General features: G+C 58.1%; 10 protein-coding genes and 2 pseudogenes. 2 read left to right on the top strand and 10 right to left on the bottom strand.

The window, feature by feature from the left end; all coding sequences use genetic code 11:
• From EV657_RS22405 to EV657_RS20385, 4 genes and pseudogenes are all read right to left on the bottom strand, one after another.
• Positions 1-91 (bottom strand): annotated as a pseudogene (locus EV657_RS22405) (IS5/IS1182 family transposase); the annotation flags it as partial.
• A 71-nt stretch (positions 92-162) separates the two neighbouring features.
• Positions 163-519, bottom strand: a pseudogene (locus EV657_RS20395) (type I restriction endonuclease); the annotation flags it as partial.
• Between the two features lie 9 nt (positions 520-528).
• Positions 529-1,818, bottom strand: coding sequence for a restriction endonuclease subunit S (locus tag EV657_RS20390; RefSeq protein WP_134079638.1), 1,290 nt, complete (start codon positions 1,816-1,818; stop codon positions 529-531).
• The gene (locus EV657_RS20385; RefSeq protein WP_134079636.1) at positions 1,815-3,377 is read right to left on the bottom strand and encodes a type I restriction-modification system subunit M; all 1,563 of its coding nucleotides are present in this window, start codon (positions 3,375-3,377) and stop codon (positions 1,815-1,817) included. Before EV657_RS20385 ends, EV657_RS20390 begins: the two co-directional genes overlap by 4 nt.
• Before the next feature lie 226 nt (positions 3,378-3,603).
• Here EV657_RS20385 and EV657_RS20380 point away from each other — a divergent pair, with 226 nt between their 5' ends.
• Positions 3,604-4,191 (top strand): tyrosine-type recombinase/integrase, encoded by a 588-nt coding sequence (locus EV657_RS20380; protein ID WP_134079635.1) that lies wholly within the window; start codon positions 3,604-3,606, stop codon positions 4,189-4,191.
• Positions 4,192-4,226: 35 nt separating this feature from the next.
• On the opposite strand, the gene EV657_RS20375 is transcribed toward EV657_RS20380, so the two are convergent.
• The 6 genes from EV657_RS20375 to EV657_RS20350 all read right to left on the bottom strand — a co-directional run bounded on the left by EV657_RS20375 (position 4,227) and on the right by EV657_RS20350 (position 10,755).
• Positions 4,227-4,538: a helix-turn-helix domain-containing protein gene (locus tag EV657_RS20375; RefSeq protein WP_134079633.1), complete on the bottom strand. Its 312-nt coding sequence runs from the start codon at positions 4,536-4,538 to the stop codon at positions 4,227-4,229.
• Positions 4,539-4,636: 98 nt separating this feature from the next.
• A complete protein-coding gene (locus tag EV657_RS20370) occupies positions 4,637-6,520 on the bottom strand; it encodes a TniQ family protein (RefSeq protein ID WP_134079631.1) in 1,884 nt (627 codons plus the stop codon).
• Positions 6,517-7,473, bottom strand: coding sequence for a TniB family NTP-binding protein (locus tag EV657_RS20365; protein WP_134079630.1), 957 nt, complete (start codon positions 7,471-7,473; stop codon positions 6,517-6,519). Before EV657_RS20365 ends, EV657_RS20370 begins: the two co-directional genes overlap by 4 nt.
• The gene (locus tag EV657_RS20360; RefSeq protein ID WP_134079628.1) at positions 7,470-9,608 is read right to left on the bottom strand and encodes a Mu transposase C-terminal domain-containing protein; all 2,139 of its coding nucleotides are present in this window, start codon (positions 9,606-9,608) and stop codon (positions 7,470-7,472) included. Before EV657_RS20360 ends, EV657_RS20365 begins: the two co-directional genes overlap by 4 nt.
• A complete protein-coding gene (locus tag EV657_RS20355) occupies positions 9,605-10,303 on the bottom strand; it encodes a hypothetical protein (protein ID WP_134079627.1) in 699 nt (232 codons plus the stop codon). The genes EV657_RS20360 and EV657_RS20355 overlap by 4 nt, the downstream gene beginning before the upstream one ends.
• A gap of 221 nt (positions 10,304-10,524) precedes the next feature.
• Positions 10,525-10,755 (bottom strand): helix-turn-helix domain-containing protein, encoded by a 231-nt coding sequence (locus tag EV657_RS20350; RefSeq protein ID WP_243837762.1) that lies wholly within the window; start codon positions 10,753-10,755, stop codon positions 10,525-10,527.
• A 280-nt stretch (positions 10,756-11,035) separates the two neighbouring features.
• Between EV657_RS20350 and EV657_RS20345 the strand changes: the two genes are divergently transcribed.
• A complete protein-coding gene (locus EV657_RS20345; RefSeq protein WP_134079624.1) occupies positions 11,036-11,371 on the top strand; it encodes a hypothetical protein in 336 nt (111 codons plus the stop codon).
• Positions 11,372-11,468 lie beyond the last annotated feature (97 nt).

Raw genomic sequence — 11,468 nt, 5'->3', positions numbered from 1 at the left:
TGCGGTGCGCCTTGAGATAGGTCGCGTCGATCATGATGGTCTTATGCTCGGCACTCTCTGCGGCCAGGCCGACCATGATCCGGGCAAAGACCCTTTCAGTTCGATGCCGCGCCGTTTCAGCTCGATCTGGATCAGCGGCAGACCGTTCACCAGCAATGTCACGTCATAGCGCGTTTGGTAGCTTCCCACCTGTGTAACCTGGCTCGTCACCTGATAGCGGTTGCGGCACCATTCGCGGGTGTTGAAGAACTGCACATAGGCGGTGGTGCCGTCGTCGCGTTGCAGCGCCATGCGGTCGCGCAGCGTTTTGGCCTTCTCGAAGGTCGAGCCCTTGCCAAGATGGTTCAGGATGGTGCGGAATTCCCCATCCGAAAAGCGCAACCCGTTATGAACCTCAAGCTGAGCGCGCAGGTTGGCTTCCAGCGCGGCATTGTCGGGGATCGCGACCGAGGCCCAACCCAGATCGTTCAGACGCCGGATCAGAGCGGTTTCGAGCTGGGCTTCGGACTGGGTATTCATCGGTGAACCTTAGACAAACAGCTTTTGCAGAAGGCCCTTCTTGAAGGCCTCCATTTCGGAAATCTTTTGCGACAGGGCGTCGATTTTCGCGTCGAGGGCAGAGAGGGCAGCAGCGATCTTGCGTTGCTCGTCGGGGTGGGGAAGCCAGAAGACCAGTTTTTCCAAGTTGCCCTTTGATACGCCGAGAACAGAAATGCCTTGCGCAATCCGCATGATCTGCTGACGCATCGGAGCGCTGCGCAGCAGATAGCCGGAGAACCCGAGCACAAGGGATTCAGCCTTTGGCCGCGCGATATAGGTATGCAATCCGGCGACAGCGGAGTCGGGCGCGACTTCCATGACCTCGATTGCCTTGCCGATATCCGAATAGTCTTCGGAGGCGTCAGCGATCACGACGTCGCCCTGACGAAGGAACTCTTCGCCCTTGAATTCCCTAATGGGAGCGGTTGTGGCAATGAAAGGTGCGTCTTCCTTCGACTGGAAGAACAGCGGCCTGAATTTTCCGTGGACATCGCCATAGTGAATATTCTGAACGCCACTTGCCGGATCATCCCCGAGATGTTCACGGGAAAGGCTGTTGGTCCGAACCCAGTCGAAGACTTCACCAAGCTTGCGTTTCTCCCAATCCGGGAAGGCGTTGCCGTCGTCGCGAGTAAAGCGCAGCTCGCACGAAAACAGCCGCTGCATCAGCCCGCGCTTGTATTCCTCCAGTGCGGTTTTCTTGTCGGTCAGAAGGGTGATCTTCGCGTCTGCGTCCATCAAGCCACGCCCCAGCTTTCCCTGTTCTGCCAAGGGCGGCAGATGGATGGGCCACTTGAACCAGTCTTCGAGCCTGAAAATCATCTTCTCGACATGGACGCCGACGCTGGAGTGAAAGAACGTCTGTTGCAGGTAGATCGAATGTACGAGGTAACGCAGATAGTTCAGGCTCAGAACGGGTCTCGGGCGCAGGACCGAGTATTCATTCGATACGATTGACCCTGAAAACTCCGCAGGCACGACCGCGCAAGCTCCGTGAACGATCTGACGCTTGGAAATCAGGAAATCACCTTCTTCAAGAAGGAACTGGGATTTCACTGAAATCCGGCGACCGAGCAGACGACTGCGGCGTTCGATCCCACCCCGCGAACGTTTCACCGTGACAAGATCATATTCCTGATCGTCATGCAGGTCTGTTGGCCGCGATACGACATCGAACAAATCGCCAATCCGGTATCGCTTCCAGCCTTTTGGCGTCGAACCCAACTTTGGAATACCCGGCTGAACCGACTTTGGGAAGGTTTGGCCTTCAACGCTCATACCGGCGCCTCAAGGCCAAGTTCTGCGCAGAACGCGCGCAAGCTCTCATCGATTTCCTGCATGTTCACATTGATGCGCTCGATCCGTCGCGTGACCTCTTCCAGATCGACCGGCAGTTCGGCTTCGAACGTATCCACATAACGAGGGATGTTCAGGTTGAATTCGTTTTCGGTGATTTCTGATAGCGTCGCGCGGTGGCTGAATCGATCCTCCTCCGCACGGGTACGGTAGGCGTCGACAATCCGTGCGACATCATCTTCACCAAGGCTGTTCTGGTTCTTGCCCTTCTCGAAACAGGTCGAGGCATCCACGAGCAGAACGTCCTCGGTTTCCTTGCACTTCTTCAGCACCAGAATGCACGTGGGAATACCCGTGCCGTAAAAAATGTTCGCGGGCAGGCCGATCACCGCATCCAGCCAGTTACGGCGGATCAGGAATTCACGAATGGCCCCCTCTGCCCCGCCCCGGAACAAAACGCCATGGGGCAGGACCACCGCCATGGTTCCATCTTCATCCAGATGATGCAGCATGTGCTGGACAAAGGCGAAATCGGCCTTGGAGCCGGGCGCTAGGCGGCCATATTCGGCAAAACGGTCATCGCTTTCGAAGATCTTGTTGGCCGACCACTTCGCGCTGAACGGCGGGTTGGCGACGATGGCTTCGAACGTGCGGCCCATGTGCTGGGGATGTTCGAGCGTGTCTTCCTGCTGGATATCGAACTTGCTGTAATGAACCCCATGAAGGATCATGTTCATCCGTGCGAGGTTATAGGTCGTGCGGTTCAGTTCTTGCCCAAAGAAGTCAGCGACGTTCTTCTCCCCGACCTCCCGCGCGACCCGAAGTAGCAGGGACCCCGACCCACATGTCGGATCATAAACCGACCGCAGTCGCGCCTTGCCGCTTGTCACGATCTTGGCCAGCACGGTCGAGACCTGTTGCGGTGTATAAAATTCTCCGGCCTTTTTCCCGGCACCCGAGGCAAACTTGCCGATCAGGTATTCATAGGCGTCGCCCAGGATGTCCGAATTTGACGTCCCAAGCTGGAAGTCGATGGCATCGAGGTGGCCGAGGACTTTGGCGATCAGCGTATTGCGGGCCTCGGTGCTGCGGCCCAGCTTGCTTGAGTTCAGATCGAGGTCTTCGAAGAGGTTTACGAAATCCTCCTCGGACTCGTTGCCCATGGTGGATTTCTGAATGCTGTTCAGCGTCTCGCCCAGATCGGCAAGGATGAAACTGCCCGGCTCGGTGCCACGCGCGGCCACCGCCGAGAACAACTCGCACGGCTTCAGGAAATAGCCAAGCCGCTCAATGCAAGCCTCTTCGACAGCTGCGAGGATGCCACGATGCACGGCGTCTGCGTCGTCAAGGCTGGTAAACGTCAGACCCTCAGATTTGAGAAGCTCTCGGTCGACATAGATGTGCAGCCTCTCGGACAGGTACTTGTAGAAAATGAAGCCCAGAATGTAGTCGCGGAACTCATCGGCATCCATTCGGCCGCGGAGTTCATTGGCGATATCCCACAGCTTCTGCTCCAGCTTTTTCTTTTGTTCTTCGGTCATTGCACTGCCCAGCTCGCCTGCTGTGAGGCGGAATTTTTCCGTAGCTTGTAGCGAACAAGACGCGCCAGAAAAGCAACAAACGCCGTGTGCCGTGGTGACCGTCTGCGCGGATCGCCTTCATTTCGCCAGTTCTACTCTTTACATAAAGCGTTTAATGTAAAGAGTATAGCGACAACGACATCCGTAACGTGCTGAAATCACGAAGGCCCCAGATCAGAGATCAGCCATGTCCAAGCCGCGAAATGTAAAGAGTTATGGGCAGGCAGCAGCAGATGCCCATGAACGTCGGCAGGACTACCTTAGCCCACCGGACATGGAGCGATTGCTGACTAGTGCCAAGAAGGGGCGCCACGGCATCCGCGATCAGCTATTGCTGATGATGATGTACAGGCATGGTCTGCGCGTTTCTGAGGCCACAGCCCTTCGCCGCGCTGACGCCGATCTCAGCCAGGCCCGGATTTGGATTTCACGCCTAAAGAATGGCCTCAGTGTGGAACAGCCAGTAAGTGGCGACGAGTTGCGTGCCCTTCGGCGCTGGCTCGCCAAGCGCAACGATGCCTTGCCCTGGCTGTTCATCTCGGAACGGCAACAGCCGCTAACTCGGCAAGCGGTGAACTACATCGTGGCGACCGCTGGTGACCGGGCCGGTCTCGGGCACGTCAATCCGCATATGCTCCGCCATTCCTGCGGCTTCGCCTTGGCGAACCGGGGGCATGACCTTCGGCTGATTCAGGACTATCTTGGGCATCGCGATCCGCGACATACAGCGCATTACACACGGACTGCCGCGCGCCGGTTCGACAATCTCTGGTGACATAGGCCAGATACGCCCTGTCATGCTTCAGCCGGTCAGGCCCTGTTGGGAGTTCGCACATCTACATCGGCCAGTGTCCTCGCAACGACATCGGGCTCGGCCTCTATCAGGCGAAGGAGCAGGAATGCAGCACGGTCAGGGCGTCGCCGACCCTGTTCCCAATCGCGAATGGTGCTGACCGGAAGAGAATATCGTGCGGCAAAGCGGCTTTGCGAAAGCCCCTGGGACTTTCGGAGCGCCGCGACGTCGATACTTGCAGGGGTGAAGGCCGCGCCGGGTGCATTTCGTCCTTCCGCGATAGCCTGAGCTTCACGTGCGCTCTCGATCAACTCCCGTCCGAAGCCCATGATTCACCTACAATTGCTTTGTCTTTCGCCCTCGAACTATACGGCAATGCCGTATCCTTGCCAATGGAATCCCTTTGAGCGCGACGAAGCCGGCCTGTCTATCCGGCGATGGGTGCGCCGGCCTTCCGCCTTCTCCGTTTGCCGTTGATTTCCCGGACATGAAGGTCGTCAACGATGCGGGGCAAGTCTCTGCGGTGGAGGAACCGAGCTCCGCGCCGCCCTGCCGACAGCAATGAAATATTCAACCTATCAACAGCGGACTGAACGGCCTGAAAAGATTCTCCGATCTCGTCACCGGCGCGTGCAATGGCAATGTAGCGGGCCCGGAAAGCTTCGAGGCTCTCTTTCTGCACCGTGACGAACGCCTCTCCTGTCATCGGGTGGCGTTCTTCCAACGTTTCAAGTCGGCCAAGGTGCAGCAGCCTGGCGATAGTCCTCACCGAGACCCCTAGCGTTTTCGCGGCATCGGATCGAAGAATACCTCGACCGTCGTAGGACGGACAGATTGCGGAGACGGCGGGTCGTGCGAGCACTATGCTCGACACAGGCGGTCCATCGCGCCGTGATCTTGCCATGCGGATTTCACCCCGCATCAACATGCCAAGGAGTTCACCTATGGAGCATTTGGAAGCTTGCGCCGCCGCGGCCAAAGGAACCGCATCCCGGTGAGCTTGTTTCACAACTGGCAGTTCTCGGACGCGCGTCAAAAGATCGACAACATCCGACCGGGAAAACCATCGCAGATGTGCGGGACTGCCTTGAAGTGGTCGAACCAACCCTGCTTTCAGAATGCTGGCGAATGTCCCTTCGCTGCATCCCAACATCTCCCGCGCTTCTATCGGCTCGATGACGTTGCCGTTGATCTTTCGAACCGCGTTCGCCTGTTCCGCCGTCACCAGCGACAGATAGGAAAGATCTGCGAGTTCGGATGGCGGTGGCGGCGCGAGTCCCGAAGAGATGACGTCGCGAATGAATGATGTGCTAACCCCGACTGCACGGGCAAAGTGGCGGGTCGGCAACAGCTTCGGTGTCGCAACAATTTCGCCAAGAATCTTTGCCCCTGCCGTAACGGCATAGTTCCGGATTACGAATTCGGCGAAGACCTTGCGTAGTGGGAAGTAATCCGGATGCAGTCGGGAATCCGTGAGCCAGGTATTGATCGGGCCGAGGTCCTTTCCATAGCGACGACGGCGGCCTTCGTTGCTGATGCATGTCGTTTCGAGCCAATGCGCCAACACATCCGGGCCGCCTTGGAGGACATCGAACCCGACAGCGCGTGCGTGATTGAGAACAGAGGAATCATGTCCGGACAAGGCGGTATCAGCCCCGAGGTTGGCCCGCAGTCCGATCACCTCGCTCGCTCGTGCAATGACGTGGGCTGGCAGCTCATCCAGCCAATCGCAGGTTGCCCGGCCATCTACGAGGCGCTCAAGCATGTAGGTTTCGACTGCTGCGGGCCGAGCAGTGGAGAGGGCGATCTGCGGAAGCTCAAGCATCTGTCGGTGCTTGCGTGCGACGGCGGTCACGTCGAAATTGTCGATAGCGAACCGCGCGCGCGGCAAGATGATCAAGGGCAGCTTGTGCCAGGGGCACGTGACAACCGGTGCTACGACGTTCTGCACTACCTGGATCGCCGAGAACGGCACCTCTCCATGTTCGGCACCACGAGCGCAAATCGGGCAAAGGCGAACCTGTGTTCGCTCCAGAACCTTATCCGAGACCACGGCATAGCGAGTCGCGAGTCTGCGCCGTCCGACCACCCTGATTGCCTGAGAGATCAGTCGACCCGCATTCTCCCCCGAGATGTCGGCCAATCGGGCAAGCTCGTGGGATTCGCCGTTGATTACCGCTCGCCAGTCTAGACCGACATCGTGGCAAAACTCATAGGCGGAAGCGCAGCCGTTTCGCGCCGCCAAGCGCGAAACGTAGGAGGTTTGGGTCTCGTATGGGGTAAGCGGCAAGGTCAGAGCCAGACGGGTCATAGTTCCACGCCTCCTCGAAGCATCCGGGCATCGAGATGCTGAAACTGATCTGCAATGAATGGGTTCACTCCGTCCACCACGCCGGTCGAGCGGCGAAAGGCTGCGGCGAAGTCGCCAGCCTCCAGCGTTGCCCCGCCCGCATACAAGCGTTCGCGGATGGCATTGACGATCAACTCGATCATGCGGCCAAACTCATGCGCCGAGGCCTGGACCAGACGTTCGAGAAATTCGCGCTCGCCGAGACCTGAGGCTGTTTCCAAGCAGGCTTTCGCGCCATAGGCGTGAACGATCTGCATGATATTTCCGCCTGACCGAGCGGCCGAAATTGGCTGAAATTCTACCGGGTGAAAACGCCTCGCCAATTGTGGGTCCATGTTCAGCATTGACCTAAGGTCCGGCATCCCGGACAGGATCAGGCCCACGGGCCATGAATTGTTCTGCATCAGGGATTTCAGCGTATTGACCACAGCGATTTTCTCGCGGTCGCTCTGGCTGATGGCCAGGTCCTGCGCCTCGTCGAGATGGAGGAACTTCACCTGTCGTTCCCGCAGGTGAAAGCGCACCTTGTCCCAGATGATCGCCGTGGTGGGCAGCCGGTTCATCGGATAGCCGAGCGCATTCAGAAGCTCATGACCAACATGCTTTAGCGTGGCCGGCGATGGCACCTGAAAGCTAGCGACTTCAGCTGTGGCCTCACCGGCCTCGGGTAGGTAGCTTCGTAACAGATGGCGAACGGCAGTGGTTTTCCCGCTTCCCGTGTCCCCGATCACGGCGATACCGCGGGCTTCAACTGGCCGTCCGGCCGCCAGAGCGGCGCGACGTTCTGCCAACAGGATTTCGAACTGCTCTCGCAGCATCGCATAGCCTTCGTGATGCGCGAAGAAGGCTCGCAACTCGACGACGACGGCCGCGATGTGATCAGCACGATTTTCGGAGGCTAATGGCAAGGTCATTGTGGGTCCTCCAACCACCAATCGTAGGGAGGTTGACTATCGTCTGGCAGATCGTTCTCGTCGTGCAGGTCGCCCGGGGGCTGGAGATGATGCCCCGGAGCATTGATGACCTCACCGAACAGGTCGCCCTCATCCCCATTCTGGGGCTGTCCCGATCCGCTATCCTCCCAACTCAGATGAATGAACAGGTTGCGCTCAAGCTTCAGAATGTCCTTTTCGGTCATGAACCTCGGCGTCAGCCGGGCGCGCTGGCTGGCAATGCGGTCGATATGCGCGATCCTCTCGAATGCGCGGCGGACAATTTCTTCGTTGATGAGCTGCGCATCGCGATGCCGCTGCCGAATGTCGCGCATCGCCGCCGTCCACTCGGCGAGGGACACTCCTTGGAAGCCCGATCTTACCGAGCTCGCACCGTGCCAATCGTTGTTGATGTAGATCGCTATGTGTCCGAGATCCTGTGGATCCATGCGGAAGCGCACGGATCGATCTTGGCCGTGCCGGAACAATTCCCCCAATAGGGGGTGGTCATAATGAAGGCTGCACACCCGGATACCATGCCGCTCGACCTTGCGGACGCCGGGTATGCCGAACACATAGCGGCGCTGGATGGTGTCAGGCGCCGGTAGTTTGCCCAATTCACTGCACAGTCGCTGCCACGCGTTTGCCGGTGTTTCACCGCCCAGACCAGTGTGGGGGCTGTTGTGATACCCGTCGACGACGTATCGCAAGAGGATTTCCGTCAACTCGTCATCGGTAAATACGGCAAGCGCCTCGGAGGGGTAATCACCACGTTCAACGACGTTGGAGAATGTCCGGCCCGACAACCATGGCATGAGTTGAACGCCGAAGGTTCTAAAAACACGCTCCACGGTCGCACGCATTTCCGCGAGCCCAGCAGGCGGCGTCTCGACCGTCGCGCCAAGATCGGTCACGGCGGTTCGAAACATGTCGGAAACGAAAGACGGCCCCTGATCCGACACCAATGTACCAATTCCACCGAACTGCTCCCATGGACACTCGCAACCGGCAGCGTCAGAAATGGCCGTCTTGTCGACGGTGATGAGTTCCAGAGACCGAACCGCATCCTCTGGCGTCGGCTTCTCGCAAAGCCGCATCGAGAGGATGCAGCGCGTGGCGACATCGATTGCGACATAGAGCCAGCGACGCCCTACCCGAAAACGCTCCCGCAACTCTGACGGAGCGCCGTCAAACACCCCACCTTCATCGAGGATCGTCATCAGATCGATGCGCCACTCGTCCATCTCGATCCGTTCCAGTGGAGCCAGTGACGAGACACCGGTCCGATAGGGCCGGAATTTCTTGCGGGCAGCCTCTGTGCCATGGCGCTGCGCATAGGTTTCAAAAGGATCGAGTTGCCGAATCCGCCGCCGGATCGTCGAGGCTGACGGGAGCTCAAGAGGAAGCCGACCCTCCCGGGCACGCTCTTCATTTGCCTTTCGAAAAGCCGCCGCCGTATTGGCAACGATGATTTCCATCGTGGGGCGGTTGCGCTCCTGGTAGCCTTTCACGCAATCCTGAAGCAGTGCTTCTCTGACCCGGTAGCTCTCAATCGACCTGATCTGGGATTTGGAGCGCGTCCGAGCCAATGCCAGCGGTGAGTGCCCGGCACGTTCGTAGCGACGCACCCACCGGAGCAAGGTTTTCGGATGCGGCGGCGCTTTCAGGGCTACTGGACTACCAGCTCTGGGCGTACTGCCTTTGCCCTGCCCGTTTCGTTCCCGCTCATCAACCGCGTTGCGAAGCGTGGAAAGGGCGGCTGATATCGAAAGTTCCGTGCGCTGAATCCTGCCAGCCAGCTCAGCTCGCAGGTATTCTTCACACCACGCAGTTTTCCAAAGAACCTTCTCGCGTTCTGCCAGAGCGATGCTCTCCAGATACAGCTTGTCAAAGGCAAGGCGACGCCTGACCTCGGCCTCCTCATAGAAGCCACGTTTCAGGCGTACATCCGGTTTCTGGAGTAGCGCGTGGAACTCAGCATGGCTGAAGCTTCGTACCACATCTGGGGAGCGGACCTCTCGCAGCGACACCCCCCTGGTTGATTGTTTTGCCAGGCGAAGTTCGGACTCACCAATCATGACCATGTCGGTTTCGAGCAAACGAAGGCGCCAACTCATGACATCACCTCTGCGCCGCGCCCGGCGCACACTTGGGAGCGCGGCGTGATTTCACCTTCATCCAGTCTGCGTAGGACACCCGCATAAATCCCGCGGAATGCGGCGGCGAACCCTCGCTCTCCGAGTTCCGTCGCAGAGACAATTGCCTCAATGGTCGTCGGGCCAGCAAGATTTTGGGCAACCTGTGCCACTATCCGATTTGCCTCGTCATCCGCATGGCGTCGAAAAAAGTGTAGTCGCTCGGCATTGAGCGCGTCGACGCGGCGAAAAGATCGGTCGGTCATCAAGACGACATCGTGCGCATAGCTCACATCGGTCGCGGCGCGCACATGCTGCAGGTACTCCCGAAATCCGATGCGCTGGCAAATTTCAAAGGGCTTGATGGCGAGCGCAACACGGCGTGTGTCACTGAATCGAACGAGATAATCATAGAAATGCAGACGAACGCGCCCTTGACCATCGCGAAACGTGATGCCCGGCGGCTGATCCCAGATATCATGGACGTCCCGGCGAGCGAGAAGCAGATACAGGATGTGGTGTTCGAGCTTGCTCTCATACTGAATCCGGCGTGGGTGACTGTCGGCTGGCAACTGCGCCACGACGATACCGCGGCTGCTCGCCTTCGAACGTACAGGTATTTTCCGCGTGGCTCTGCTGACCCGAGGCGGGCTGAAAGGTTTGTTATCAGGGTTCATTTATCCAATGCCTATAGCGTCCGGCCGCAACAGGCCGTTCGCCCAAGGGCGCTCCTTTGCTGATGGACACATGCGCGACCAGCCGTCCCAGGAGGGCCGTCAGCCTTGACACGCGGTGAAGGTTGGAGGACAAAGGAGCATCGACCGGCAAAATCGATATTCCCGACGGCCGCGAAAGTTCCAGCTTTCGTGGCTGTCCTCGTTTATGGGAATGGTCTATGTCATTTTTCATCCTCCTCTTCGTCGTAGCGGTCAGGCCAGAGGGCTTCGGGCGAAGTGCCCAGCTTACCAGCGATAGCCTCTTCGACACGTCGTGATTTGCAGCGACCAAGCGATGCGGTCACCACGGTCGTTGGGGTGATTGCCAATTCACGTGCGATTTTCGAGAACGATGACCCCGAAGCACGCAGTCGCCGTCGAATTTCTCTATGCTGCGTTTGATCAACAACCATACTCACGGGTATCGATTCCCCTTGCCCGACAACTATCGATATCTCAGGCGCACCCGTGCGTCAAATTTTAGCCTAATAAAACAGTTAGTTATGCGGCATTCGTTCCCAAACCTCGGAGATTTGAAAGTTATCACAGAATTGAATTTTGGGATGCCTAGGACCGGATGCACCGATGCGGGTTGAGGGAGATGGAATCTGGGTTGAATCCAAGTCTGCTGGCTATTGGTTATCGAAACCCAGGCTCCGGGCCCTATTCGATAGCAAGGAATGGCTCTCGGAAATGCGCCAGGTGCATGACCTCAGCCCGCGCCTCATGATTAAAGCACTCACGGCTGCCGGTTGCGATTTCGACGCGCGTGTTGCCGAGCAATATCAGGCAGGGGCTTTGGTATCGGAACTAATGCGCAAGCACGGCTTGTCGCACGGACGCGTTCAAAAGGCGCTTAAGGGCCACGGAATAAAAATCTCTCCTGGTAACCATCTGCGCAGCGCGACCGATGAGGATTTCGTGAAAGCATTCGAAGCAGGCAAGAAGGACACCCGAATTGCCAAGGAAATGGATATTGATCGCGGTACGGTGAGGAGGCGTCGTGTGCGGTTGACGACGAAGCGATGACGTAGGCTCCAGACTCATTGATCGTCAAAGCCAGAAGATGACGGTTGCGGCGAGGGCTATGGCGGAGAGGAAGGTCTTTGCGCATCTGTCATAGCGG

The sequence above is a fragment of the Rhodovulum visakhapatnamense genome (genome assembly GCF_004365965.1).
Lineage (GTDB): Bacteria > Pseudomonadota > Alphaproteobacteria > Rhodobacterales > Rhodobacteraceae > Rhodovulum > Rhodovulum visakhapatnamense.
This window is presented reverse-complemented; position numbering and strand designations above follow the sequence as displayed.

What these genes read in the sequence shown, in the direction of transcription:
- EV657_RS20345 (WP_134079624.1), top strand. Translation starts at nt 11,036, where the DNA reads ATGCGCCAGGTGCATGACCTCAGCCCGCGCCTCATGATTAAAGCACTC.
- EV657_RS20370 (WP_134079631.1), bottom strand. Translation starts at nt 6,520, where the DNA reads ATGACCCGTCTGGCTCTGACCTTGCCGCTTACCCCATACGAGACCCAA.
- EV657_RS20360 (WP_134079628.1), bottom strand. Translation starts at nt 9,608, where the DNA reads ATGAGTTGGCGCCTTCGTTTGCTCGAAACCGACATGGTCATGATTGGT.
- EV657_RS20355 (WP_134079627.1), bottom strand. Translation starts at nt 10,303, where the DNA reads ATGAACCCTGATAACAAACCTTTCAGCCCGCCTCGGGTCAGCAGAGCC.
- EV657_RS20365 (WP_134079630.1), bottom strand. Translation starts at nt 7,473, where the DNA reads ATGACCTTGCCATTAGCCTCCGAAAATCGTGCTGATCACATCGCGGCC.
- EV657_RS20350 (WP_243837762.1), bottom strand. Translation starts at nt 10,755, where the DNA reads ATGGTTGTTGATCAAACGCAGCATAGAGAAATTCGACGGCGACTGCGT.
- EV657_RS20385 (WP_134079636.1), bottom strand. Translation starts at nt 3,377, where the DNA reads ATGACCGAAGAACAAAAGAAAAAGCTGGAGCAGAAGCTGTGGGATATC.
- EV657_RS20390 (WP_134079638.1), bottom strand. Translation starts at nt 1,818, where the DNA reads ATGAGCGTTGAAGGCCAAACCTTCCCAAAGTCGGTTCAGCCGGGTATT.
- EV657_RS20380 (WP_134079635.1), top strand. Translation starts at nt 3,604, where the DNA reads ATGTCCAAGCCGCGAAATGTAAAGAGTTATGGGCAGGCAGCAGCAGAT.
- EV657_RS20375 (WP_134079633.1), bottom strand. Translation starts at nt 4,538, where the DNA reads ATGGGCTTCGGACGGGAGTTGATCGAGAGCGCACGTGAAGCTCAGGCT.